Raw genomic sequence first — 23,447 nt, 5'->3', positions numbered from 1 at the left:
AGGGTCAGTCGACGAAGCCATACAGGCGTGCCGGGTTCGCCACCAGCAACTTGTGCAGCGCGCGGGCATCGCCGCACAGAGGCAGCACGTCGACGAGGGTGGCATCGTGCAACACCGGATGGCGCGGATTCGGATGCGGATAGTCCGTGCCCCACAGGACGCGTTCAGGCGAAGCCTCCAGCAAGGCGCGCGCGAACGGCGCAGCATCGACGAACGGCGCGCCCGTTGCCGAGATGCGGTCGAGTGCCGAAAGCTTGATCCAGCAGTGATCGCGTTGCGCCCATTCGAGCAGCTGCGCGAAGCCCGGCTGGTCCAGCCCGGCGCCGGCGTCGATCCGGCCCATATGATCGATCAGGAAGGGGACAGGCAAGGCGTCCAGCATCGTCTGTAGTTCGACGAGCGCCGTAGCGTCCAGATGCAACAGCACGTGCCAGCCCAGGCCGGCTATCCGGTGCATCAGTGCCTGGAATTCAGCCGGATCGGGAGGCGTCCAGAGCTGCCTCACGAAGCCGAAGCGCACGGCCCGGATGCCGCCATCGTGAAGCGCCTGCAATGCAGCATCGGAGATGGATGTGTCGACCAGCGCGACGCCGCGCCGCGCGTGCGGCCGGTCGGCGATGGCGTCCAGCACGATGCGGTTATCCGTCGCGTAGACGGTGGCCTGGACGATCACGGCACGATCGACGCCCAGCCGTTCATGCAGCGCGCTCAGGACGGTTTTGTCGGTCTCTTCCTCCGGTGTATAGGGCCGTGACGCCGCATACGGAAAGCTGCGAGCAGGTCCGATCACGTGACAGTGCGTATCGCACGCACCGCGTGGCAACGTGAAGCGGGGCCGCCGGGGCGAAAGCGTTGCTTCGATGAAATCAGTCACGTTTCAAGCTCCCTGAAGAGGCGCGCTTGCCTCATGCGTGATGCGAGCAGCCGTGTCGGGTTCGCGGTTGACGTCATCGTCGCTGAACTCCACGCGGGCCGGCTGCCAGCGGTTCGTGTTCCATGACGCGATCGCCATCAGCAGCACAGCGCTGCCTGCGATGAACGCGGCGATAGCGACGCTCAGACCCATCGACGGTGCGAGGCGGGCGATTGCGTAGGGCGCGACCGAGCTCGCCGCGGTCATTGCATAGCTGATGCCGATGCCGGTTGCGCGGCCGCGGACCGAGAAACGCATGGACTGGTAAAGCGGCAGGATGCCGAAGAGTCCGCTCGCGAACAGTCCCATCAGGATGGCGCCAAGCGCCAGCAGCCAGAGGTTCGACACCAGCGTGTAGAGAACGGTGAGCGGAATCACCATGCAAAGGAACAGCACGATGGTCCGGCGTTCGCCCAGGCGCGCGGCGACATAACCGCAGATCGGCTTGCCGCTGATGGACCCGACCGAATACGCCGCGAGAAACGGATAGATGCGGCTCGAATCGATATGCCGCGCCGACATCAGGAACGTGGGATACAGCACCTGCACCGACCATAGCATGAAGTTGATCGCACCCGAGAACAGCCACGCCTGGACGGCGGCGGGATTGAACTCGAAGGCGTCGAAGCGCGTGCGCTGCGGACGCTCCCGCCGCTCGCGCAACCACTCCGGCGATTCAGCGATGTTCTTGCGGATGAAGATCGTCAGCAAGGCGGGCAGCGCGCCGACCACGAACATCCAGCGCCATCCGAGCAGCGGGAACAGCAGATGGAACACGCCCGCCGCGACCATGTAGCCGATCTCATAGCCTGAAACCATGATGCCCGAGGCATAAGGCCGGATCGATTCGGGCACGGTCTCCATCATGAGGGAAACCGACACGGTCCATTCCCCGCCGAAGCCGACACCGAACAGAACCCGCATGACCATGAACGACGCATAGCTCCAGGCGAGACCGCTCAGGCCTGCCGCGCAGGAGAACCACAGCACCGCGGCCATGAACACGAGCTTGCGGCCGAAGCGGTCGGCCGCCATGCCCCAGCCTATCGTGCCGACGATCTTGGCGAGGCCCGTGGCGGTGACGATCAGGGTCATGGCCGGCAGGCCCACATCGAATACCTTTTGCAGATGAGGCAGCAGGAACAGCAGCATCGCGAAGTCGAATGCGTCGAGTGCCCAACCGGCAGTGGCGGCGGCGATCACCTGCCAGTGCGTGCGTAGCTCGGTCCATGGAGATGCCCGCGTCGCCGCAACGCCGGCCGTTTCGTTGTCGCGCTGTGAGTGTTCCAAGCTGCAAGTCTCCGCAAGTCGTGTGCGTCAGAAGAGGATGTTGAGGCCGGTGGTGACAGCCAGTTGATGCGAAGCGTGGGCCGCATTCAGCGTGGCGTTGCTGATGTAAGTTCCGTGATAGGTCGTGTAATCGCTTTCGAGGTACAGGCGCGTGCGCTTCGACAACACATAGACCGCGCTCAGGATCGCCAGGTTCTTGCGTCCCTTGGCGGTGGGCAGATTCGTCACGTAATATCCGGCGCCGAGATTGATGTCGTAGCTGACGTTGTACGTCATGCCGCCCCAGTAGTTCTCGGTGCGCGAGGCGGTCGCCGGTGCGGCGTTTGCCGTGGTTTCGTTCATGTAACCGCCGGCGAAACGCAAGGCGCCGAATTTCAGTTCGGAGCCGAATGCCACGTAATCGTCCGGTTCATAGGCTGCGCCTGCCAGCACCGTCCGATGAATATAGGTTCCGCCTACATTGAAGAACCCGACCTTGTATTGCAGGCCGATGCCGCGCGCGGTGCCGTCGTTGAAGTCGCCGGCCACACCGCCGGGGGCGAGTTCGGCGCCGATCCGGAACGGCCCCCACGTGCCCGAATACTTGATGTCGTTGCTGAAGTGCGTGCCATCCACGGCGGGCGTAAGCGGAATGATGGCCGGATAGGCGAAGAAGAACGGATCGAAGTCGTGCAGCACGTCGTGACCGAGGGTGTACTGACGACCCAGGTCGAGCGACCCATATGGGCTTGCGACGCCCACGTATGACATGCGATTGAAAAGCAGGCCGCTCGTGTTGTCGAACGCGCCGGTCGCCGTGTTGAAGCCGGATTCGAGCTGGAAATGGACGTTCCAACCGTCGCCAATCATCTCCTGGCCCGTGAAGTCGAGCCGGTTGGCCGTGTACCAGCCGTATGAGCTCATCGTGACGTCATGCGTCTTGCCGTTGCTGATGTAGCGCACTCCGCCGTCGACATTACCCGCCAGACTCACCGACGATTGCGCATGCGCGCTGCAAGCCAATGCTCCCATTGCGATGGTACAGACATGCCATTTCCTGTTCATCCAGTTGATCTCGTTTTTTTGTTCCGTGCACCATGCATGGGCGCAGGGATGTCTCCTTGATACGACCGACGCGTGCGAAAGCATTGGGCAACGCGTGCTTGCGCTGAATGGATGGGGCTCCGTTCAGACGAGCGCAACGATGAACCCTTGAAAGACGCGCGTCCATTGAATATTCGCGTGGGTCCGTTAACTGGGGCGTAAAGGCTGAAGCGCAGGTTGGGAGGAAGAGCGGGGCGACTGTGCGCGGGTATCCGGCATCAGGGGAGCGCGGTGGCGCTGTGAAAGGAAGGGTCAGGCGGCACGGCCGGGCAGGACGAATCGCTGCCCTTCATGCGAACGGACCGTGCATGCCTTGGTTTGTCCCGGCGCGAGCGGCCACGGCGGATTGTCGGTGGCCGCCTTCGTCTTCTCAGTCGATCACTGCAAGCCGGCTTCGGCAGATTGCCGAAGTCCGTAGCTCGCAAGATGAAGCGATACGAGATCGAGCAACGCAAAGTGCTGTGTTGCCTCTGCCTGCCCGATCAAGATCTCGGCGTCGCGAACCCGGATCATCTCGCCGATCAGGTGATCCGCCTCGATCTGCTCGCCGCGCTCGATGTCTTTCATCATCGATGCCGTTACTCCGGAAGCCGCGTCCGTCACAACCGACCGGATGCGCACCTCGGCGGCGTCACTGAGCGGATAACCGGCTTTGCGCGCGACATCCGCGCATTCGTCGAACAGGGCGTTCGCGAACGCCAGGCCGCCCGCAGCGATGACTGTTCCGATGGAGGCGCGCATCGAGGTCGTCATGCCGGCCGCGGTGGCGATCTGCACCCACTTCTCCCACATCTGACTGACGATGCGCCCGCTGGCAATCGCCTCACATCGCGCACCCTCGAAACAGGCTTCGAGTTGCCTGACGCGGGTCGAGACGCGTCCGTCGAGTTCGCCGAAATACAGCTGATGCGTGTCGTTGAGATGCTGGACTGTGCCCTCGTCGTCGAGTGCGGCCGAGATGAGGCAGAACCCGCCCAGAACGTTTGCTTCGCTGAAGCGTGTCTTCAATCGCTCCAGATGCGCGATGCCGTTGAGCAGCGGGACGATGGCCGTGTCCTTGCCGACTGCCGGAGCAAAGGCCTCCATGGTGTCATCGAGATCGTAAGCCTTGCAGCCGACGAGGATCGCGTCGTAGTGCACCGGTTCCTGCGCGAGGGCATTCCGGCTCACGACTGCGGGCCGCGCAATGGTTGTGTTCCCGAACGGGCTGAGAACCGTCAGGCCACGCTCGCGGATTTGCCGCGCGCGCCGGTCGCGCAACAGAAAGGTGACGCCGGCGCCATTGTCGATCAGACGGGCGCCGAAATAGCCGCCGAGCGCACCCGCGCCGATGATCAGAATCCGCATGGTTGACCGATCGAAGTTTTTTGGAGGTTGGGTACGAAGCCTAACGCGTTGAAACCGTAGTCGCCAATTCACGCCATTAATGACCCGCATGAACCGCCTTGATAAGCCTGCTTAGCGTTATGCGGGCAATAAGCCGGGTTTATTTTGATTCGGAGTTTTGGTTGATTTGCGTCAAAAAAAATGAGAGTCGAGACTTGCCTTCGTGTCACGTCCCACTCGTTGTTCCTCGTGCCGTTGCCACATCGTCTGACCGGGCGTCAAGCGCTCAATGAGTCTCAACCAAGAACAGATACCGAACCCCTACATGACAAGCAAACTCAAGGCGATATCGAAAAAAAAGACGTGTGTGTGGCTCAGCGCTCCGCTGGCACTTTGCGGCGTCGCTCATGCAGAGAGTGCGGTGACGCTTTTCGGGATCATCGATGACGGCTTGACTTACACCACCAACGTCGGCGGCAAGAGCGCGTGGCAAATGCAGAACGGTATCGCTCAGGGAAGCCGCTGGGGGATGGTCGGCAAGGAAGACCTGGGCGGCGGCACAGCGGCGGTGTTTCGCCTCGAAAACGGCTTCAACGTCAACACCGGAACGCTCGGGCAAGGCTCTCGCCTGTTCGGCCGCGCGGCCTACGTCGGCTTGAGCAATACGCGCTACGGAACGCTCACGCTGGGACGCCAGAACGAATTCATGGGGGAGTACGTCGGCGCGTATGGGGCGAACGGCAACTGGGGCATTCTCCTGCCGCACGCCGGCGACCTCGACAACACCGGCATCGATTTTCGTGTCAGCAACGCGGTGCGCTACGTGTCGCCGACGCTGGCCGGCGTGACGGTAGGTGCGCTTTATAGCTTCGGCGGCACGCCGGGACAGTTGGGTCTCAATGCGGTCGAGTCGTTCGGCATCAACTATTCGAGTGGACCCTTGAGCGTGGCCGCCGCGTACACGGCCATCGATCATCCGGCCACCGCCGTGCCGGAAGGCGTCTGGACCGCCAGTAATCCAGTGGACGGCAACTACGGCATCGCTGCCGGCCACTATCGTTCGACGGGCATTTCCGCTCAGTACACGTTCGGTCAGGCCAAGATCGCGGCGGTGTACACCAACACCCGCTTTTCTTCCCTTGACCCGAGCCTGGGCGCGCGCATCGACGGAAATGTGACCTTCAATATTGGCGAGCTGGTCGCAGCGTATAACTTCACACCATCGTTTCAGATTGGCGGGGCATACAGCTATACGGCGGGGAAAGTGTCCGCGACCGGTGCGACGCCGCGGTATCACATTCTCGGCGGCGTAGCGGACTATTTCCTGTCCAAACGCACCGACGTCTATTTCCAGACGACCTGGATGCGCGCAGCCGGCGACGCGACCGTCGCCGGGCTGGCGCCCGTGATCGGCGCGTCGGATGGAAAGAACCAGTTGATTGCCCGCGTGGGGATTCGCAGCAAGTTCTGAGCGTGCGCGCGGGATGGAATGCGCAGTGTCGCCGATGTGCGCCCGCCTCACGAGGTGGGCTGTCGATCAGTCAGTTTCAGCAACCAAGGTTACTCACATGTCAAACGTCAGTGGCAAGGCAGGCAGCTACATGAGCGGATACGACGGCAGGATCAACACCGTCGTCCTGCTGTGCTTTTTCGTGATCGTATCGGAAGGCTATGACGCGGCAATCATGGGCGCTATCGTTCCCGCGTTGATGAACTATGCGCCGTGGAATCTGAATGCCGCCGAGATCGGCGCGATGAGCAGCGCGGCCTTGCTCGGCACGCTGGTCGGCTGCTATGTCATGAGCGTTATCAGCGACTTCATGGGGCGCAAGCCGCTGCTGCTCGCGTGCGTGTCGATGTTCTCCATCTCCATGCTCGTCTCGGCCGTGGCGCCCACGCCGTTTCTCTTCACGTTGGCGCGGGGCATCGGCGGTATCGGGCTGGGCGGCGTCATCTCCGTGAGCGCCGCGCTGACAGTGGAGTTCTCGGCCCCGCAGCGCAAGAACTTCAATTTCGCGCTGATGTACTCGGGCTATTTCGTCGGGGCGCTGCTGTCAGCCCTGGTGGCGCTGGCGTTCATGCAGCAGTATTCCTGGCGCTTCGTGGTGGCGGTCGGCGCGCTGCCGCTGCTGTATGTGCCGCTGCTGTGGAAGTACATGCCGGAATCGCCGCTATATCTGGTGTCGCGGGATCGCAGCACCGAAGCGCGGACCATCGCCGCATCGCACGGCCTGTCGCTCGACGCGCTGCTTGCCGAAAGCGGGTCGGCCGGGACCCGGCTGTCGATCGGCGAATTGTTCCGTGAGATCTTCTCGTCGCGCAACCTCTACGCGACGATCGCATTCTGGGTCGCGCAGGTCGCCGCGGTGCTGAACCTGTACGGCATTGGCACCTGGCTGCCGCAGATCATGCGCCAGATGGGCTACAACCTCGGCTCCAGTCTCGCGTTCCTTGCGACTTTCATGATGGGCTCGGCGCTCGGCGGCATCCTGATTGGCCGATACGCGGACCGGCTCGGCCCGCGCAAGTCGGTGCTGCTCACTTATCTGATCGGTGCGGCGTGCCTCATCGCATTGTCCGTGAAGTCGTCGCTGCTGGTCACCTACTGTTTGATCGGACTGGCCGGACTGGGCACGGGCGGTGTCGCGATGGTGCAGTTGGGGCTGATCTCCAACTACTACGCGCCGCATGTCCGTTCGAGCGCGATCGGCTGGGCGGTGGGCATCGGCCGCGTGGGCGCGATGGCCGGTCCGCTCGTCGGCGGTTTCATCCTGCGCGGCGGCATCGACGTCCGATGGAACTTCTATGTCTTCGCCGCCGCGGCGGTGTGCGCGGGCGTGTTCGTCGCGCTCGTGCCGAAGCGCGCGCAGGAACCGGGCGCCGCGGACAAGACGGGCGCGCTCACGCACTGACGCGGTCCGGTTTGCTGCATGCATGCGCCTTGCGCCGTTGCAGGCATCGAGCCTGAGCGACGCAAGGCGCATTTCGTTTTTCATGTTCGAGGAGCTGGTTACATGCGCTTCACTCTTTATCTCGAAGGCGCCATCCGGAAGGCTCAGGCCGGCGAAAGCCGTCCCACCGTTGCGGACGCCGTCGCCATGCACGCCTGGCTGGCGTCGCGCCACGCCGCTTTCGACGGGCTGACCAAGGCCATCGTCCACACGCCGGTCGCGGACGGAGTAAGCGACCCCTATCACGGCCGTGAGGCGTCGCCGGATTGCGTGGTGCAGCTGTATTTTTCGGAACTGGATGGGCTGGAGCGGAGTTGCCGCGCGAAGGGTCCGGTCGCCGAGTTGCTCTCAGCGATGGCGTCGCGGACGCGCGCCGATTATGACTGGACACAGCAGACCATGGCCGCGCGCAGCTTCGCCGTGCCTGAGACCAATGTGCTTCTGGCCGCACCGGCTGCCGGCCCGCACTGCACCTATCTGGTCGCCTATCCCGGCCCCGCCGATGACCTGCATCTCTGGTTGCGGCATTACATCGACCACCATCCGCCGATCATGGCGAAATTTCCGGGGATTCGCGAAGCGGAGATTTTTACGCGCGTGGACAGTCCGAACACGCTCGACGTGCGGCGGGCCGATCTGATGCAGCGGAATAAAGTGGTATTCGACGATCCGGCCGCACTGCACCGGGCGCTGGCCTCGGAGATCAGGCACGAGATGCGGGAAGACGGCCTGCGGTTTCCGCCGTTCGCGGGCGGCAGTTCGCACTATCCGATGGCAAGCGTGGCGCGCCGCTACGGCTGAAGCGGCGCGCCACGGCGTTATTGCTTATAGCTGGTGTCGAAGCGGTCCAGACGGCGGATCAGTGCGTCGAGCACCTGATCGCCGCCGCGGAAGCGCGGGTCGTATTGCAGCGCGTCTTTCGTCGAACGCCGGCTGATCGCCGACGACACCGGCAGGATCGTGCCACGCATCGAATGCGTCGCCACTTGAATCTCGCATGCGCGGTTCAGCGTCCAGATCAGCACGAACGCATGGCCGAGCGACACGCCATGCGAAAGCAAGCCGTGATTGCGCAGGATCAGCAGGTTCTTGTCGCGCAGGGAGGCGACCAGGCGGTCCTTTTCGTCGTCATGGACGGTCGTGCCTTCGAAGGTGTGATACGCGATCTTGTCGTAGAGCTGCGACGAATAGATGTTGTGATCCACCAGACCTTCTTCCATGCACGCCACCGCGACACTTTCGGTCGTATGGATGTGCATCACGCAATGGGCGTCGGCAACGTGTTCGTGCAGGGCGCTGTGAATGGTGAGGCCTGCCGGATTCACCGGATAGGCGCTCTCGCTCAGGATAGTGCCCTTCAGATCGATCTTGACGAGATTCGAAGCAGTGACTTCGTCATACGCCAGCCCGAACGGATTGATCAGCAACTGGTCGCGCTCGCCCGGCACCCGCAGCGTGATGTGATTAAAGATCAGTTCGTGCCAGCCAATCATGTGGAACACGCGATACGTCGCCGCGAGTTTCAGCCGCGCTTCCCATTCGGCCTCGCTGCAGTTGCGCGGTGCGGCACCGGGCGGCGAAAGGTGTCGTTCGTTCATTGCAATGCCTCGTCGTTTGAGTGTGGCCGGCTGGCCTGGATGGCGGCAGCGCTTCGATGCAGCCGGATTGGGGGATTGAATGGGCGTCTGGCGGTTCAGGAACGTCGAGTCAGCGCATGAAGAGACCACCGTTGATGTCCCAGCACGCACCGGTGGCGAACCGGGCCTCGGCGGAAGCGAGCAGCACGGCCGCGTCCGCGACATAAGCTGCTGACCCGAGTTGTTTCACTGGAATGCTGGCGATGACCTGCTCCAGCTTCCCAGCCGGCACGCTCTCGTGCACAACCGGCAAGTCGAGCGGTCCGGGCGAGATGGCATTGACGGTTACGCCATGGGGCGCCAGGTCGCGCGCAAAGACCTTCGTTAGCGTGATGGCGCCGCCCTTGGCGGCGGCATAGTGCGCGCCGGTTGCCGAGCCGCCGTTCTGCCCCGCGAGCGATGCAATGTTCACAATGCGTCCGGCGCCTTGCGTCGCAAAATGCTGGCCGAAGACCTGGCAGCCGAACAGCACGCTGCGCAGATTGATGTTGATGACCTCATCGAACTGTTCCGCCGTGATCTCCATCACGGGCACGACCTTGGACGCGCCCGCGTTGTTGACCAGTGCATCGATGGCGCCCCAGCGGTCGAGCAATGTATCGCGTGCCGCTTCGAAATCCGCTTTCGACGTGACGTCGAGCTTGATGGCGCATGCGCTCGATCCGTCGAGGCTCAAGTCCTGCGCAAGCGACCGAGCCGCCGCGACGGCAATGTCCGCCAGGGCGACCCGGTAACCCGCTTCGTGAAAGCGGCGTGCGAGGACGGCACCGAGGCCGCGTGCGGCGCCGGTCACGAGTACGACTCTGTTCGGCATGGTGCGGACCTCCTCAAACGTTCAATGTGGCGCGCGCGAGCATGGACTCGATATGTGCGCCGACGGCGCACACCTTTTCGTCCTCGCGCTTGCGGCCTATCACTTGCAAGCCGGCCTTGAGCGCTGAACCTTCGATCGGGACGGGGAGCGTGAGCGCGGGATGTCCGCTGAGATTGAACGGCCGGATGAGCGACGACATGGCGATCACCGAAGTACCGCTGCGGGCGGCTTCGAGGGTGATGGGCAGCGAGGGCATCGTCGGCAGGACGAGCACGTCTGCCTGAGCGAGCGCGCGATCGACTTCGTCTGCAAACCTGCGGCGGATCTGCTCGGCTGACGCGAGATCGGCCTCGCTCGTATTCGCCGCCGCTTGCAGGCGCGCTTCGATATCGACGCCGAGCTTGCCGCCGCCGACCAGATGGCCGAACGCCCGCCAGGTCTCCGCGTTGATGACGGCGAGTCCCGCTGCGAAGGCATCGCGCATGGCTTCGAGCCTGATGTCGTGCGACGCCAGGCCGCTGCGCGCAACGGCGGTCGCAACGGCGCTCTGGATGTCGTCATCGGCTTCCACGCTGACCACGGCGATGCGAGCGTTGCTCGCCGGCTGGCGCGCCTGGCCGCCCTGAAACGACGGATCGATCGCAAGCATCACATCGATGATCGTCGTCATGTCTCGCGCGAACGGTCCGACGCAGTCGAGCGTGGTTTCACGCGGCGCGACGCCGTCACGCGAGACGCGGCCGAAGGTCGGCTTCAGGCCGATCACGCCGCAGCAGGCAGCGGGCCCGCGCACCGAGCCGCCGGTGTCGGTGCCGAGCGCAGCGTCGACGAGGCGCAAGCCGACCGCCGATGCCGAGCCGCTCGACGAGCCGCCGGGTATGCGCGTCGCATCCTGTGGATTGCGCGGCGTACCGTGGAAATCATTGATACCGGTCATGCCGAACGCCAGTTCGTGCATGTTGGTCTTGCCCGTGATGCGCCAGCCCGCATCGAGCAGACGCTGCACGACCTCGGCATGCCGCGGCGCGGGCGGCGCATCGGCAAGCGCGCGGCTTGCTGCCGTTGTCGCGTAGCCAGCGATATCGATGCTGTCCTTGATCGCGATGGTCGGCGCATCGGCGCGCGCGTGGGTGGCGAGATCGAACTGTTGCAGGAAGGCGCTCATGCCGGAATTCCTTTGGCGGGATTGACTTGCCAGGGTGCGTCGAAGAGACGTTCGGTGCGGAAGTGGCGCATCAGCCAGCGACACTCGTCGCGTGGCGAAGGCACGAAGTCCACTTCGAGGCGCGCGCAGACGAGTTCCGCCTTGCCGTCCACGTAGCCGGACGCCTGCAGCATGATCCAGCGGCCTCTTGCCGTGTCGCGGTTCACTTCAATGTGCTCGCTCGTCAGGAAATGGGTGTTGGTGGCGAAATGCGGCGTGGGCGGCAGGTAGCGCTGCAGCATGGCGACAATCTCCGCCGGCCCCTGCAGGCGGCCGAACTTGTTCGCATACTGCGGGCCGATCCCTTCCCATACGGCGTCTTCGCTGAAGAGCGCGGCGAGCGATTCGCCGTCCAGCGTATGGGCGGGCACATCGCACAGGGACATGTAGCGCGCGATGGCCTTGCGCACGGCCGCGTGTGCTTCGAGCGCGCGCAGGCGCGCCTGCAGCGCTTCGATGATCGTATCCGTCATGCGTTCATCCGTTGCTTGTGGCGACGGGCGGCACGGTCAACGCACGGCCCACACGCGCCTCGATCTTGCCGTAGCGCCACAGGTTGTAATCACCGACCGGCGTCGTGCGATACAGATTGCACACGGCGGTGGCGGTATCGAAGTCGGCGACGTCCGCCATGATGTAGAAGGTCCAGGGTGCGCCGTCGGCGTGACCGACCACCAGGCGGTCATCATCCATGATGCCGAGCACGCGCACGGTGTCCATGGCTTCGATGGCGTTGAGCATCTTGCCGTAGGCCTGCCACACTTCGCCAATCTGCTCGCGCGGCAGGTCGAAGAAGTTCTGCGATACGCCGCAGCAGAAGAGCACGCGCAACGGGAGGTGTCGGGTATCGGTCACGATGCTGGGTTCCTTCATTCCTTGAGTCAATAGAGTGTCATCGTGCAGGCAGAGGCGCCGTCTCGGGCAGAGGCTATCTGCCGAGCGCGCGTGCCGTCTGTCCGCCGATGCCGAAATCCGTGTTGGGGATGTCCTTGATCATGACACGGGTGGACAGCAAGGGAACATCGAGCAGGGCTGCACTCGTTTCGCACAGATGCGCAATCAGCGCCTGTTTCTGCGTCTCGGTACGGCCCGCGATCAGGATGGCCACGATGACAGGCAGGGCAGCGGAATCGGGCTTGCCGCCCAGCCCGATGTGCGATGCAGGCAACTCCGACAGCAGAATGCGCACGGCTTCAGCGGGCGCGCCGATGGCATCGACGGTCGCCTGCGTCAGCCCATGAATGAGCGATGCCTTGCGTGCGTCGGATTGGCCTTGCGGCAGGAAGACTTCGAGTGTGGGCATGACATGCGTGCGAAAGCGCATCGGGGCGACGGTTGCCGCGATGCGCGGTGGACAATCAGAGCAGGAAGCCGATGGCGTTCAATGCTTCAGTCGAATTGATCAGGCGGATGACCTTCTCCACAATCCGCGGCTCGTCGTCCGTCATGCTGAGCTTGTGGGTCAGATTGGCGGCGAAGAGGGTCGACTCGCCGCGCTTGTACGCAACGATGACCTGCGACGATTTCACTTCCACGAGCCCCGCGCTCTCGCCTGAACCCGTGAAGCGCGACACGGTCCGCACGGTGCGCGCCGCATCGGAGGCCGAGGCCGAATAGCCCGAGGTCATGCGCTGCACACGCAGTTCGCGCATGTGCTGGTCATCGTAGGCATAGTTCAGCGTGGCGGCGAAGTCGGTCGTATCCGGATCGATGGGCACGACGTAGTGACCCTTGGGGTCCCACAGTTCGAGCCATGCGTGATAGTCGCGGCGATCCAGCAGCTCGGCTTCGCGCCAGATGAATTCGACCGCGCGCGCGAAGGTCTGGTTGGTCAAGAGTGCGTTACGGTCGTCCATCATGCCTGCTCCATCATTGCGCGCCATTGCTTGTAGGCTTCGCGCATGCCTGTTTCGTCGGTGGCGTGCGCGGTCTTCTCTCCGTTTGGAGCGGTGGTTTCGCGGTTGAGGCCGCGGTTCACGAGAATGGGTACATCGGGGCCGGCATGCGAGCCGCGCTGCACCCGCTCCCACGCTTCGGCATCGTCCGGGCTGCCGAAGCCGAACGGACCCTGGAAGTGCTCGTGTATGCGCAGGCGCACGCGGTTCGCTTCGTCGGGGCCGCCGTCCATCGCCAGCGCAACGTGGCGGATTTCGGTTTCATTCACGGAGATGGGACGCAGCACGCGGAAGAACGCCATCGAGAGCGCGAGGTTCGGGAACAGGTTCAGGTTGAAGCCCACGCCCATCAAAGAACGCACGATGCGCCGCACTTCTTCCGGCGTATGCTTCTGCGCGAGTTGCGCGGCGAGTTCGCTGAAGCGCTCCGGCAGCGGCGCGCCGTCGTCCTTGTCGAGATCGACGATTTCCGGCACCAGCACGGCGAGGCTATGACCGTTGCCCAGCGAGCGGCAGAAAGCCTGGTCGCTCGTCATGAAGCTGGTGATGGCCGCGGCGGTTTCCTCATCGATGGATTTCATCCACGACTTGTGCACGACCGGGAAGTGATAGAGGTCGGTGGTGTTCTCGAGCTGGATCTTCCAGTTGCCCTTGAACTTGAACTTGTGCTCGCCGTTGGCCTTGACCGGATAGCCGGCGCCCTGCTTCATGAACAGGTCGATCCACGGCTTGGCGCCGCCGAGGAAGTCTTCGAGCGGTTCGATCGCTTCGTTGAAGCTCGCGAAGATCAGCCCCTGGTAGATTCCGACGCGCAGTTTCTTGAGCGGCAGATCGCCTTTCTCGCAGACGCCTTCATAGCCGTCGCCGTAGGGCAGGGCGCGCAATGTGCCATCGAGCGCATAGGACCAGCTGTGATACGGGCACGTGAAGCCCTTGGCGTTGCCCTTGTGTTCCTCGCACACGGTGGCGCCGCGATGCCGGCAGCGGTTCTGCAGCACATGCACCGTGCCGGCCTTGTCGCGCACCACGATGACCGGCTGGCGGCCGATGGTCGTCGTGATGAAGTCGCCCGGCTTCGGCAACTCGCTGTCATGCGCGACCCAGACCCAGGTCCTGTAGAAAATGCGTTCGAGCTCTTCCTCGAACAGTTGCGGGTCGGTGTAGAGGGAAGGCGCGATGCGATCGGCTTCGGCACGTTTGCCGAGCGCGCTCGTGTCGATGGTTTGGTAGGTCGGCGTACTCATCGTGATCGTGGGGAAGTTGAGTGGCTAACACGAGGAGCGCCATTCGACATCCGCGCATCCTCTCGTTGACAGCAGTCTCGCTTTGCACGGATCATGCGTCAAATCGATTAAAAAGAGGTCGCCGGATAAGTGCGGCCGATATCTCGCGAGTCCCCATGACATCCATCGACCACATCGATCTCAATCTGCTGCGCGTGTTTCAGGCCATCGTGGAAGAGCGCAGCCTGACCAAGGCGGGCGAACGGCTGGCGCTTTCGCAGCCCGCCGTGAGTTACTCGCTGGGCCGTTTGCGCACGCTGTTCGACGACACGCTGTTCATCCGCACGCGTTCCGGCATGCAGCCTACGCCGGTTGCGCTGGAACTCGCGGAGATCGTCGGGCGCGCGCTCGACACCGTGCGTCAGGCACTGCGTTATGCGGAGCGTTTCGATCCCACGACCAGCACGCGCACGTTTCGCCTGTCGCTTTCGGACGCCGGCGAGATGGCGTATCTGCCCGCGCTGTGTGCCGCGCTTCAGGAGGCCGCGCCGCGCGTGAAAGTGGTGGTCGAGCCGATGCCGGTCGAGGACATCGAAGAGGCGTTGCGTTCAAGCCGGCTGGATTTTGCGATCGGCAACCTGCCGTCCCTGCTGCCGCGCACGCGGCACGAACTGTTGTTCGAGGAGTCGTACGTATGCATGACCCGCAAGCGCAAGGATCTGCCGAAGGGGGACACGCTCAAGCTCGAACAGTTTCTGTCGGCATCGCATGTGCAGGTGCGCTCGCTCGAACATAGCCACCATTCGCTCGACGACGCATTGCGCGCGCAAGGTGTCGGACGCAATATCGCGCTGGCGCTGCCGCATTTCGTCGCGGTGCCGGGCGTGCTCGCCGCCACCGATCTCTTCGCCACGTTGCCTGAGCGCCTCGCGCATATTCTCAATCGCGGCGATGCGTTCCGTATCTATGCGTTGCCCGTGCATTTGCCGAAAGCGGCCGTGACGATGCACTGGCATGAGCATTTTCACGAGGACGAAGGCATTGCCTGGATGCGCGGCCTGATGACCGAGATCCTCGCAAGCTTCACGGCGATGTGACGCTCACAGATCGAGTACGAGCACCGGCGTTCGTGAGCGGGACACGCAGCAGCAGATCACGCTGTTGCTCGCGCGTTCCGCCTTGCTCAGGCAATGATCGCGATGCTCCGGCTCACCGCTTACGACATCGACCATGCAGGTGCCGCACACGCCTTCGCCGCATGACGTATCCACTTCGATGCCAAGCGTTGCAAGCGCGCCTACGATGGACGTCTCCGCATCCACGTGCACCGTCTGTCCCGTGCTCGCAATCTGCACCTCGAAGCTGTCGAGCGACGCGTCGCTCACGGGCGCAGGCTCAGCCTTGAAGCGTTCCAGATGGATGGATTCGGCAGGCAAGCGCGTGCTCGCCGTTTCGACGACGAGGTCCATGAAGGGCGCCGGACCGCAGGTGTAGACATGCGCATCTGCACCTGCTTCGCGGACGCAGGCATCGAGCGCGGCCGGGAGCGCATCGCGCTCGATGCCGAAGTGCAGTTTCACGTGCGCATCGAAGGGCGCGCGGGTGAGCAAGCTCATGAAGGCGGCATGCGCCTCGCTGCGCGCGAAATAGTGCAACGTGAAACGCGCCTGGCGTGCGGCGAGCCGGTATGCCATTGAGAGCAAGGGGGTGATGCCGATGCCGGCGCCGATCAACACGTGCTCGCCCGCGCCTTCCTCCAGCTTGAAGAGGTTGCGCGGCGCGCTTACCGACAGTTCGCTGCCGACATTCACATCCTCATGCAGCGAACGCGACCCCCCGCGTGACTGCTCTTCCTTCTTCACGGCGAAGGTGTGCGTCTCGACGCATTCGGGATCGCCGCACAGCGAGTATTGCCGCGTGACGCCCGATGGACCGGTGACGTCGATATGCGCGCCGGGTTCGTAACGCACGAAGGGCAATCCGTCGAGACGCGAGATGCTGAAGGAGCGTACGCCGTGCGCTTCCTCGCACAGCGCGTCGACGCGGACCTTGAGGACTTGTGCTTGCATGATGACTTCCGATGTTTCTTCCAGTGGCGATGCGTCCAGATTAGCGATCCACGCCCGATAAGCAAAATAGATTAAAAAGCCGCATCTCCATCAATGGAGCTTATTTTCGGGCGCGAGTCTCGTGCGTGAAGGCGAGCGTCACGACCGTGACGAGACCGAGCAGCATCAGGAACACGGCAACCGGCCAGTACGCGTGGAAGCGCGAGAGCAGCGCGATGGCGATCAGCGGAGAGAGCCCGCCCGCGAAGATGGACGCCACTTCGTGTCCCAGCGCCACGCCCGAGTAACGCACTTCGGTGCTGAACAGTTCGCCGACGAGCGCGGGCAGCGTGCCGATCATGGCGCCATGGCACAGCGAGGTGCCGAGCACGAGCCCGAGCCAGACGAGCGGCGTGACATGCGTATCGAGCAGCCAGAAGAAGGGGAACGCCATCACCATGAGCGATACCGCGCCGATCAGGTACACCGGCTTGCGGCCGATGCGGTCGGACAGCTTGCCCCAGAGAAGCATCGCGAACATTTCGACGACCATTGCGATCATGACGCCGGTGAGCATGGTCGAGCTCGGAATGCCGGCAAACTTGCCGTAGACCAGCGAGAACGCGAGAAAGATATAGGCGCCGCCGTTCTCGGCGACACGCAAGCCCATGGCCATCAGGATTTCCTTCGGATGGCGCCTGAGGACTTCGATGACGGGCATGTGCGAGGTCTTGCCGGCCTGGTCGGCCTTCTCGAAGTCCTGGCTCTCGGGCAGATTGCGGCGGATATAGACGCCGAGCGCGAAGATCGCGATGCTCGCGAGAAACGGCAGGCGCCAGCCCCACGATACGAACTGGTCGTGCGGCAGCGCCTGCGCGCCGAGGAAGGCCGCCGAAGACAGCACGAAGCCTCCGCCCACGCCCAGCTGGCTCCACGCGGCGTAGTAGCCACGCTTTTCGGGTGGCGCGTTCTCGCTGATCATCAGCACGCCGCCGCCCCATTCGCCGCCGGAGGCAATGCCTTGCAGCAGGCGCATGAAGACGAGCGCGGCGGGCGCCCACAGGCCAACCTGGTCATAAGTGGGCAGCAGACCGACGCCGAAAGTAGCGAAACCCATGATGAGCAGCGTCCATACGAGCGACGTGCGCCGTCCGTAGCGGTCGCCGATATGGCCGAATACGATGCCGCCCAGCGGCCGCGCAACGAAGCCCATCGCAAAGGCGGCAAATGCGCCGAGCGTGCCGATGAGCGGGTCGGCGTTGGCCGGGAAGAACAGTTGCCCGAACACAAGCGCGGCGGCGGTGCCGTACACGAAGAAGTCGTACCACTCCATTGCGTTGCCCGCCACTGACGCGACGACGATGCGGTTCAATGAACGATCAGGCGTCGCAGTGCCAGAACGGGTGCGGGACGAGGGTTGAACCGTGGACATGGATGCTCGCTTCAATGAATGAGGGACGCCGGCCGGTCCATGCGGTGAACGCAGTCAATGGGCCGTGCATGCCGCGCAGTGTCGATTCATTGGAAACGGGCGTCAAATAGGCAGAAAACGACGTGCTGTATCAGTCACGCAAATACACGCATGTCTTCCCTCATTACGCACCGGGCTGGTGGAACATGGCGTGAAGCGACTCGCGCAGCCATGCGATGCCGGGATCGGAGGCGAACTGCGTGTGCGAATGCACCTTGATTTCGATGGGCGGCAGCGAGAAGGGCAGCGGCAGGATCCGGAATGTCTTGCCGCGATTGAAGCGCTGCGCGATGCTCTTCGGGAAGATCACCGCGAGGTCGGTGTTCATCACGATCTCAGGCGCAACCACGAAATGCGGCAGCCGCAACACGACATCGCGTTTGAGTTCGAGGTCATCGAGCCATTGCTCGACCATGCGGTGGCCCGTGGCATTGGTGCTCGCATAGACATAGCGCAGCGTCGCCAGGTCCTCGCGCGACGGCCGGGTCTTGCGCAGCGGATGACCGGCGCGCACCACGCACACGTGCTCGTCTACGAACAGTGTCTGGCTGACGCAGCCCGCGTCGAGCCCCGGCACGTAGCCCAGCGCAAGATCGATTTCACCGGCGCGCATGGCCGCGCTCACTGACTCCACCGGCACGTTCGCCACTTCGATGCGGATGCCGCGCGCCTCGCGATCCAGCATCGCGACCAGCGGCGGCAGGAAATAGAACTCCGACATGTCGGACATTGAGATGCGAAAGACGCGCTGCGCGGTTGCCGGATCGAACTGCGCGAGTTGCTGCATGGCGTCGTTGATGATCGCGAAGGCCTGCGCGAGCGGCGGATAGAGCCGGAAGGCGGCGTCGGTGGGCACCATGCCGCCGGGCGTACGCTGGAACAGCGGATCATCGAAGAGGCCGCGCAGCCGGCGCAGCGCGTGGCTGACCGCCGGTTGCGTGAGGCCGAGCCGGTCGCCCGCCGCGGTCAGGCTCCGCAGGTCCCAGATGGCGAGGAACACGCGCAGCAGGTTCAGATCGGCTATGCCGGATGAAGGCTTGGTCATGCACGTCGCTCGCGAACAAAGGCGTACAGCGCATTGCGCGGCGCGCCGGTCAGGGTGCCCCCGAGATTAACGCAGATACGCCCCGTTGCAAAATGCCCCGCGACGCGTCACGCCGTCTCACACGTGAGGTGATGAAACCTTCTGTCGAAGTAGACCAGACCGCCTGCCTGGCCGCGCAGATCGATGTGCTCGATCTGCACAAAAATCACCGAGTGCGAACCGACCGTCTTGCTTTCGACGATGCGGCCTTCCAGTGTGACGAGCGCATCGTCGAGCACCGGGACGCCAAGGTGACCAGGCCGCCATAGCACGCGCTCGAAGCGTTCCTCCATCGTGCAGCCCGTCATGCCCGCGAATACGCTGGCCGGCTCCTGGCCACGTCCGCCGAGCACGTTGATGCCGATGTTGCCATGGTCGTGCAGCACGTCATGCACGAAGCTCGACTGATTGATGCAGACAAGCATGGTGGGTGGCGAATCGGTCACCGAGCAGACCGCGCTGGCCGTGATGCCGCAGCGCCCGCGCGGTCCGTCGGTGGTGATGACGTTCACGGCTGCAGCAAGACTCGCCATCGCGTTGCGGAAGTGCATGCGTCGTTCATCGTGTGTCATGGCTGTCGGTCCTGTGGTGCTTCAGGGATAGGGCGTGACCGGCGGAATGCCGACGAACACCGCGCCTGACGCGTCGAACGTGCCTTCGCCGAGAAAGGCATGCTGCGTGACGACGATCGAATCGCGCACCAGGCGCTGCATTCTGCTGGTGCGGTAGATTGCGCCGATGCCCGCCATCTTGTAGGCGTTCATCACGATCTCCGCGCAGGTGTGCGCGGCATGCGTGGCGGAGAGCCGAAGCAGATTGGCTTCCGGCGCCAGCACCGGATCGCCGGCGAGCACGGTGCGCCACGAGTTCTCGGCGGATTCGAAGAAGAAAGCCCGGGCGCTGCGCAATTGTGCTTCGGCTTGCGCGATGCCCGAACGGTAGTAAGCGCGGTCGGCAAGACGCGGAGCGCCCGTCGTGGTCTTCGTGACGCCGGACATGCCGGCGAGCAGATCGAGCGCCGCCCGCGCGAGGCCAATGTTCACCGCTGCATGCACTTGCGCCTGATAGGCGATGGCGGGATAGCGATAAAGCGGTTCATCGATCAGCGCGCCGCCGCCGCGCACGAAGGTCCATGGTTCGGCGACATACTTGTCTTTCAGCCGCAGGTCATGACTGCCCGTGCCCTGCATGCCGACAACGTTCCAGTTATCGACGATCTCGACTTCGTTCGCGGGAAATACCGCGGTGAAGGGCTTGCCTGCGTTCTTGTCGTCGGAACTGGCCGACGCACCGCCGATCCCTACGCCGATCCAGTCGGCGCCCTTGCAGCCGCTTGCGAAGTGCCACTGTCCCGAGACGAGGAACCCGCCGTCCGCGCGCGCGGCCGTTTGCAGCGGATAGAGGCCGCCGGAAAACACCTGATCCGGACCGGACGCGTAGATGATTGCCTGCGTTTCGACGGGCAGCGACGCGAGGTAGGTGTTGGCCGAACCGAACGCGGCGACCCATGCTGTCGAGCCATCGGCAACGGCGATGCGTTCGAGTATTTCCAGAAAACGCGGCGGTGGTAGGGCATCGCCGCCGAAGCGCTTCGGCGTGCTGGCGCGGAAGATGCCCGCGCGCTTCATTTTCGCGACCATGTCGCGGGGCACATGTGACAGCGTGTCGAATTCGTCGCGGCGCCGCACGACTTCTTCGATCAGCGCATCCAGCGTCAGCGGGCCGGCGTAAGCCGGGTAATCGGTTTGCGAGTCGATGAGCGAGTCGCTCTGAAGAGCATGCATGCGTGATACCTCTTGATCGATGATGTTCGATGGTTCGCGTGGTGCTTCGAACGATATGAGCAGCGCGCGCACCGGTCAAATTCGAGCCAAAAATGCGCGATATGAATTCGCTGCATGGGCTTCGTTCAGCCATGCCCGCATGACTCGATAAGCGCCATGGATTCGATTGGGCACATTTGATTGATTTGACGGATGGCAGCGTGGTCTTTACCGTTTTCACGCTGTCCCACAACGAATCGAACCCTTCCCCATGACTACCGCGACGATCGAACGCATCGAAACCCGTCTTGTCGATCTGCCGACGATCCGCCCTCACAAGCTCTCGGTCGCCACGATGTACGGGCAGACCTTGATGCTCGTGAAAGTGTTCTGCAGCGACGGCGTGGTCGGGATGGGCGAGGGCACGACGATCGCCGGCATGGCATATGGTCCGGAAAGCCCGGAGTCGATGAAGCTGGCGATCGACGCCTATCTCGCGCCCGCGGTCATCGGCCGCGACGCGACGCGTGTGCAAGCCTTGATGGCCCACGTTGGCAAGCTGGTGAAGCTCAATCACTTCGCGAAGAGCGCGCTCGAAACCGCGCTGCTCGATGCCCAGGGCAAACGCCATGGCATGGCGGTCAGCGAGTTGCTGGGCGGTCGCAGGCGCGAGCGTCTGCCGGTTGCGTGGACGCTTGCGTCCGGCGATACCGCCAAGGACATCGCGGAAGCCGAACGCATGCTGGACGCGCGCCGTCATCGCATCTTCAAGCTGAAGATCGGCGCGAAGGACATCCGGCAGGATATCGGGCATGTCGCGCAGATCAAGCGGGCGCTGGGCGAGCGTGGCTCGGTGCGCGTCGACGTCAATATGGCGTGGAGCGAGACGCAGGCGGCCTGGGCCATTCCCGCGCTGGCCGATGCGGGCTGCGAACTGGTCGAGCAACCGGTTGCGTCCGCAGCCGCACTCGCGCGTCTCATGCGTCGCTTTCCCGTGGCATTGATGGCCGATGAAATCCTGCAAGGCCCGGAAAGCGCGTTCGATATCGCGCAATGCCACGGCGCCGATGTGTTCGCCATCAAGATCGAGCAGAGCGGAGGCGTATTCGCCGCGCAGCGCGTGGCTGCCGTCGCGGATGCGGCCGGCATCGAACTCTATGGCGGCACGATGCTGGAAGGCGCGTTCAGCACGGTGGCGTCGGCGCATCTGTTCTCGACCTTCGCGAATCTCCAATGGGGTACGGAGTTGTTCGGGCCGCTGCTGATCACCGAAGAGATTCTGACCAGGCCGCTCGACTACAGCGACTTCGAACTTACCGTGCCGGATGGTCCGGGCCTGGGCATCGAGCTCGACGAAGCGGTGATCAAGCGCTTCACTCGCGAGGGCCTCATCAAAGTTACCCGCGCAGCGCGGTAGCAATCACCAGGAGCGCACGATGCTTTTTCATGTACGAATGGACGTGACCATTCCGGCTGATATGCCGGCCAGTGTCGCTGACGAAATCAAGGCGCGCGAGAAGGCCTATTCACAAGAACTCCAGCGCAGCGGCAAGTGGCGCCATATCTGGCGGCTGGTGGGCGAATACGCGAATTACAGCGTATTCGACGTGGCCAGCAACGCCGAACTGCACGACATCCTGACCGCCTTGCCGCTGTTTCCCTATATGAAGATTTCGGTGACGCCGTTGTGTCGCCATCCGTCGTCCATTCGCGATGACGACGCATGACCCTGCATGACTGAGAAGCGGTTGGAACATCCTCACAAGACTGGAGACATGAATCATGAGCGTCAAGATATTTGAAACGAATGAAGTGCAGGACCTGCTCAAGGCGGCCGCCAATCTCGGTGCCGCTGGAGGCAATGCACGGGCCAAGGCCATTACGCATCGCCTGCTGAGCGACCTCTTCAGGGCAATCGACGAACTCGACATGACGCCCGACGAGATCTGGGCCGGCGTGAACTATCTCAACAAGCTCGGGCAGGACGGGGAGGCCGCACTGCTCGCGGCAGGTCTCGGACTCGAAAAGTTTCTCGATCTCCGCATGGATGCGGCGGATCGCGAAGCCGAGATTCACGGCGGCACGCCGCGCACGATCGAAGGGCCGCTGTATGTGGCGGGCGCGCCGGCGCGTGATGGCATGTCCCGCATCGATCTCGATGCCGACGCAGCGGCGGCCCCGCTGGTCATCCGCGGCACGGTGAGCGGTGTGGATGGCAAGCCATTGGCGAATGCGCTGGTCGAGTGCTGGCATGCCAATTCCAGCGGCTTCTATTCGCATTTCGATCCGACTGGCGCGCAGAGCGACTTCAATCTGCGCGGGGCCGTGAAGACCGGCGTCGACGGCAAGTATGAATTCCGCACGCTGATGCCGGTGGGTTACGGCTGCCCGCCACAGGGCGCGACGCAGCAGTTGCTCAACTCACTTGCGCGTCACGGTAACCGTCCGGCGCATGTGCACTTTTTCGTCACGCATCCGGCCACGCGCAAGCTGACGACGCAGATCAACATTGAAGGCGACCCGTTGATCTGGGACGACTTCGCCTACGCGACGCGCGAAGACCTCATTCCGCCGGTGACCGAGCGGACCGGCGGCAAGGCGCTTGGATTGAAGGAGGACGGCTACAAGGAAATCGTATTCAATTTCACGTTGACACCGCTGGTGGCCGGGGTAGATAACCAGCGGGTCAGCCGTGCGCGCGTCGATCTGACTGAGTCGGCGCTCCAGGCATCCTGATGCGGCAAG

24 protein-coding genes are annotated in these 23,447 nt (G+C 63.4%); 7 read left to right on the top strand and 17 right to left on the bottom strand.

Annotated elements, in window-relative coordinates; all coding sequences use genetic code 11:
- Positions 1–4: 4 nt before the first annotated feature.
- From QCE83_RS18410 to QCE83_RS18395, 4 genes are all read right to left on the bottom strand, one after another.
- Positions 5–874, bottom strand: a complete 870-nt coding sequence (locus tag QCE83_RS18410; RefSeq protein WP_309813866.1) for an amidohydrolase family protein — start codon at positions 872–874, stop codon at positions 5–7.
- A 3-nt stretch (positions 875–877) separates the two neighbouring features.
- Positions 878–2,203 carry an MFS transporter gene (locus QCE83_RS18405; protein WP_309813864.1) on the bottom strand — a complete coding sequence of 442 codons (1,326 nt, stop codon included), beginning with the start codon at positions 2,201–2,203 and terminating at the stop codon, positions 878–880.
- A 27-nt stretch (positions 2,204–2,230) separates the two neighbouring features.
- On the bottom strand, positions 2,231–3,247 hold the full coding sequence (locus QCE83_RS18400) for a porin (RefSeq protein ID WP_309813861.1): 1,017 nt from the start codon (positions 3,245–3,247) through the stop codon (positions 2,231–2,233).
- Between the two features lie 417 nt (positions 3,248–3,664).
- Positions 3,665–4,723, bottom strand: coding sequence for a ketopantoate reductase family protein (locus QCE83_RS18395; protein WP_309813860.1), 1,059 nt, complete (start codon positions 4,721–4,723; stop codon positions 3,665–3,667).
- A 178-nt stretch (positions 4,724–4,901) separates the two neighbouring features.
- Between QCE83_RS18395 and QCE83_RS18390 the strand changes: the two genes are divergently transcribed.
- The 3 genes from QCE83_RS18390 to QCE83_RS18380 all read left to right on the top strand — a co-directional run bounded on the left by QCE83_RS18390 (position 4,902) and on the right by QCE83_RS18380 (position 8,364).
- On the top strand, positions 4,902–6,083 hold the full coding sequence (locus QCE83_RS18390) for a porin (RefSeq protein ID WP_309813859.1): 1,182 nt from the start codon (positions 4,902–4,904) through the stop codon (positions 6,081–6,083).
- A gap of 97 nt (positions 6,084–6,180) precedes the next feature.
- Positions 6,181–7,524, top strand: a complete 1,344-nt coding sequence (locus QCE83_RS18385) for an MFS transporter (RefSeq protein ID WP_309813856.1) — start codon at positions 6,181–6,183, stop codon at positions 7,522–7,524.
- A gap of 102 nt (positions 7,525–7,626) precedes the next feature.
- Positions 7,627–8,364 (top strand): ethyl tert-butyl ether degradation protein EthD, encoded by a 738-nt coding sequence (locus QCE83_RS18380; RefSeq protein ID WP_309813853.1) that lies wholly within the window; start codon positions 7,627–7,629, stop codon positions 8,362–8,364.
- A gap of 17 nt (positions 8,365–8,381) precedes the next feature.
- Here QCE83_RS18380 and QCE83_RS18375 read toward each other — a convergent pair whose 3' ends face one another.
- The 8 genes from QCE83_RS18375 to QCE83_RS18340 all read right to left on the bottom strand — a co-directional run bounded on the left by QCE83_RS18375 (position 8,382) and on the right by QCE83_RS18340 (position 14,357).
- Positions 8,382–9,161, bottom strand: a complete 780-nt coding sequence (locus QCE83_RS18375) for a class II aldolase/adducin family protein (protein WP_309813850.1) — start codon at positions 9,159–9,161, stop codon at positions 8,382–8,384.
- A gap of 109 nt (positions 9,162–9,270) precedes the next feature.
- On the bottom strand, positions 9,271–10,014 hold the full coding sequence (locus QCE83_RS18370) for an SDR family NAD(P)-dependent oxidoreductase (RefSeq protein ID WP_309813847.1): 744 nt from the start codon (positions 10,012–10,014) through the stop codon (positions 9,271–9,273).
- 13 nt (positions 10,015–10,027) lie between these two features.
- Positions 10,028–11,179 carry an amidase gene (locus tag QCE83_RS18365; protein WP_309813844.1) on the bottom strand — a complete coding sequence of 384 codons (1,152 nt, stop codon included), beginning with the start codon at positions 11,177–11,179 and terminating at the stop codon, positions 10,028–10,030.
- On the bottom strand, positions 11,176–11,691 hold the full coding sequence (locus tag QCE83_RS18360; protein ID WP_309813841.1) for a nuclear transport factor 2 family protein: 516 nt from the start codon (positions 11,689–11,691) through the stop codon (positions 11,176–11,178). Before QCE83_RS18360 ends, QCE83_RS18365 begins: the two co-directional genes overlap by 4 nt.
- A 4-nt stretch (positions 11,692–11,695) precedes the next feature.
- Positions 11,696–12,073, bottom strand: coding sequence for a hypothetical protein (locus QCE83_RS18355; RefSeq protein ID WP_309813838.1), 378 nt, complete (start codon positions 12,071–12,073; stop codon positions 11,696–11,698).
- Positions 12,074–12,146: 73 nt separating this feature from the next.
- Positions 12,147–12,521, bottom strand: a complete 375-nt coding sequence (locus tag QCE83_RS18350) for a tautomerase family protein (RefSeq protein ID WP_309813836.1) — start codon at positions 12,519–12,521, stop codon at positions 12,147–12,149.
- A 55-nt stretch (positions 12,522–12,576) separates the two neighbouring features.
- Positions 12,577–13,077: an aromatic-ring-hydroxylating dioxygenase subunit beta gene (locus tag QCE83_RS18345; protein WP_309813834.1), complete on the bottom strand. Its 501-nt coding sequence runs from the start codon at positions 13,075–13,077 to the stop codon at positions 12,577–12,579.
- A complete protein-coding gene (locus QCE83_RS18340) occupies positions 13,074–14,357 on the bottom strand; it encodes an aromatic ring-hydroxylating dioxygenase subunit alpha (protein WP_309813831.1) in 1,284 nt (427 codons plus the stop codon). The genes QCE83_RS18345 and QCE83_RS18340 overlap by 4 nt, the downstream gene beginning before the upstream one ends.
- A gap of 155 nt (positions 14,358–14,512) precedes the next feature.
- Here QCE83_RS18340 and QCE83_RS18335 point away from each other — a divergent pair, with 155 nt between their 5' ends.
- A complete protein-coding gene (locus QCE83_RS18335) occupies positions 14,513–15,433 on the top strand; it encodes a LysR family transcriptional regulator (protein ID WP_309813829.1) in 921 nt (306 codons plus the stop codon).
- A gap of 3 nt (positions 15,434–15,436) precedes the next feature.
- On the opposite strand, the gene QCE83_RS18330 is transcribed toward QCE83_RS18335, so the two are convergent.
- The 5 genes from QCE83_RS18330 to QCE83_RS18310 all read right to left on the bottom strand — a co-directional run bounded on the left by QCE83_RS18330 (position 15,437) and on the right by QCE83_RS18310 (position 20,723).
- Entirely contained in the window at positions 15,437–16,405 is a 969-nt protein-coding gene (locus tag QCE83_RS18330) for a PDR/VanB family oxidoreductase (protein WP_309813826.1), read from the bottom strand.
- 100 nt (positions 16,406–16,505) lie between these two features.
- Positions 16,506–17,816: an MFS transporter gene (locus tag QCE83_RS18325; protein WP_309813823.1), complete on the bottom strand. Its 1,311-nt coding sequence runs from the start codon at positions 17,814–17,816 to the stop codon at positions 16,506–16,508.
- 163 nt (positions 17,817–17,979) lie between these two features.
- Complete coding sequence (locus QCE83_RS18320) at positions 17,980–18,900, bottom strand: LysR family transcriptional regulator (RefSeq protein WP_309813821.1); 921 nt, start codon at positions 18,898–18,900, stop codon at positions 17,980–17,982.
- A gap of 107 nt (positions 18,901–19,007) precedes the next feature.
- Positions 19,008–19,511, bottom strand: coding sequence for a flavin reductase (locus QCE83_RS18315; protein WP_309813818.1), 504 nt, complete (start codon positions 19,509–19,511; stop codon positions 19,008–19,010).
- A 21-nt stretch (positions 19,512–19,532) separates the two neighbouring features.
- Positions 19,533–20,723, bottom strand: a complete 1,191-nt coding sequence (locus tag QCE83_RS18310; protein WP_309813815.1) for an acyl-CoA dehydrogenase family protein — start codon at positions 20,721–20,723, stop codon at positions 19,533–19,535.
- A 250-nt stretch (positions 20,724–20,973) separates the two neighbouring features.
- On the opposite strand from QCE83_RS18310, the gene QCE83_RS18305 reads away from it, so the two are divergent.
- Genes QCE83_RS18305 through catA form a run of 3 tightly spaced genes read left to right on the top strand, consistent with a single transcriptional unit; the run spans position 20,974 to position 23,438 of the window.
- Entirely contained in the window at positions 20,974–22,119 is a 1,146-nt protein-coding gene (locus tag QCE83_RS18305; protein ID WP_309813812.1) for a muconate/chloromuconate family cycloisomerase, read from the top strand.
- Between the two features lie 19 nt (positions 22,120–22,138).
- Positions 22,139–22,429, top strand: coding sequence for a muconolactone Delta-isomerase (catC, locus tag QCE83_RS18300; protein WP_309813810.1), 291 nt, complete (start codon positions 22,139–22,141; stop codon positions 22,427–22,429).
- A gap of 55 nt (positions 22,430–22,484) precedes the next feature.
- Positions 22,485–23,438, top strand: a complete 954-nt coding sequence (gene catA, locus QCE83_RS18295) for a catechol 1,2-dioxygenase (RefSeq protein ID WP_309813807.1) — start codon at positions 22,485–22,487, stop codon at positions 23,436–23,438.
- Positions 23,439–23,447: the final 9 nt, after the last annotated feature.

Source organism: Caballeronia sp. LZ034LL (genome assembly GCF_031451215.1).
Taxonomy (GTDB): domain Bacteria; phylum Pseudomonadota; class Gammaproteobacteria; order Burkholderiales; family Burkholderiaceae; genus Caballeronia.
This window is presented reverse-complemented; position numbering and strand designations above follow the sequence as displayed.

What these genes read in the sequence shown, in the direction of transcription:
- QCE83_RS18400 (WP_309813861.1), bottom strand. Translation starts at nt 3,247, where the DNA reads ATGAACAGGAAATGGCATGTCTGTACCATCGCAATGGGAGCATTGGCT.
- QCE83_RS18395 (WP_309813860.1), bottom strand. Translation starts at nt 4,723, where the DNA reads ATGCGGGTCATTAATGGCGTGAATTGGCGACTACGGTTTCAACGCGTT.
- QCE83_RS18390 (WP_309813859.1), top strand. Translation starts at nt 4,902, where the DNA reads ATGAGTCTCAACCAAGAACAGATACCGAACCCCTACATGACAAGCAAA.
- QCE83_RS18385 (WP_309813856.1), top strand. Translation starts at nt 6,181, where the DNA reads ATGTCAAACGTCAGTGGCAAGGCAGGCAGCTACATGAGCGGATACGAC.
- QCE83_RS18380 (WP_309813853.1), top strand. Translation starts at nt 7,627, where the DNA reads ATGCGCTTCACTCTTTATCTCGAAGGCGCCATCCGGAAGGCTCAGGCC.
- QCE83_RS18375 (WP_309813850.1), bottom strand. Translation starts at nt 9,161, where the DNA reads ATGAACGAACGACACCTTTCGCCGCCCGGTGCCGCACCGCGCAACTGC.
- QCE83_RS18370 (WP_309813847.1), bottom strand. Translation starts at nt 10,014, where the DNA reads ATGCCGAACAGAGTCGTACTCGTGACCGGCGCCGCACGCGGCCTCGGT.
- QCE83_RS18365 (WP_309813844.1), bottom strand. Translation starts at nt 11,179, where the DNA reads ATGAGCGCCTTCCTGCAACAGTTCGATCTCGCCACCCACGCGCGCGCC.
- QCE83_RS18360 (WP_309813841.1), bottom strand. Translation starts at nt 11,691, where the DNA reads ATGACGGATACGATCATCGAAGCGCTGCAGGCGCGCCTGCGCGCGCTC.
- QCE83_RS18350 (WP_309813836.1), bottom strand. Translation starts at nt 12,521, where the DNA reads ATGCCCACACTCGAAGTCTTCCTGCCGCAAGGCCAATCCGACGCACGC.
- QCE83_RS18345 (WP_309813834.1), bottom strand. Translation starts at nt 13,077, where the DNA reads ATGATGGACGACCGTAACGCACTCTTGACCAACCAGACCTTCGCGCGC.
- QCE83_RS18340 (WP_309813831.1), bottom strand. Translation starts at nt 14,357, where the DNA reads ATGAGTACGCCGACCTACCAAACCATCGACACGAGCGCGCTCGGCAAA.
- QCE83_RS18335 (WP_309813829.1), top strand. Translation starts at nt 14,513, where the DNA reads ATGACATCCATCGACCACATCGATCTCAATCTGCTGCGCGTGTTTCAG.
- QCE83_RS18330 (WP_309813826.1), bottom strand. Translation starts at nt 16,405, where the DNA reads ATGCAAGCACAAGTCCTCAAGGTCCGCGTCGACGCGCTGTGCGAGGAA.
- QCE83_RS18325 (WP_309813823.1), bottom strand. Translation starts at nt 17,816, where the DNA reads ATGTCCACGGTTCAACCCTCGTCCCGCACCCGTTCTGGCACTGCGACG.
- QCE83_RS18320 (WP_309813821.1), bottom strand. Translation starts at nt 18,900, where the DNA reads ATGACCAAGCCTTCATCCGGCATAGCCGATCTGAACCTGCTGCGCGTG.
- QCE83_RS18315 (WP_309813818.1), bottom strand. Translation starts at nt 19,511, where the DNA reads ATGACACACGATGAACGACGCATGCACTTCCGCAACGCGATGGCGAGT.
- QCE83_RS18310 (WP_309813815.1), bottom strand. Translation starts at nt 20,723, where the DNA reads ATGCATGCTCTTCAGAGCGACTCGCTCATCGACTCGCAAACCGATTAC.
- QCE83_RS18305 (WP_309813812.1), top strand. Translation starts at nt 20,974, where the DNA reads ATGACTACCGCGACGATCGAACGCATCGAAACCCGTCTTGTCGATCTG.
- catC (WP_309813810.1), top strand. Translation starts at nt 22,139, where the DNA reads ATGCTTTTTCATGTACGAATGGACGTGACCATTCCGGCTGATATGCCG.
- catA (WP_309813807.1), top strand. Translation starts at nt 22,485, where the DNA reads ATGAGCGTCAAGATATTTGAAACGAATGAAGTGCAGGACCTGCTCAAG.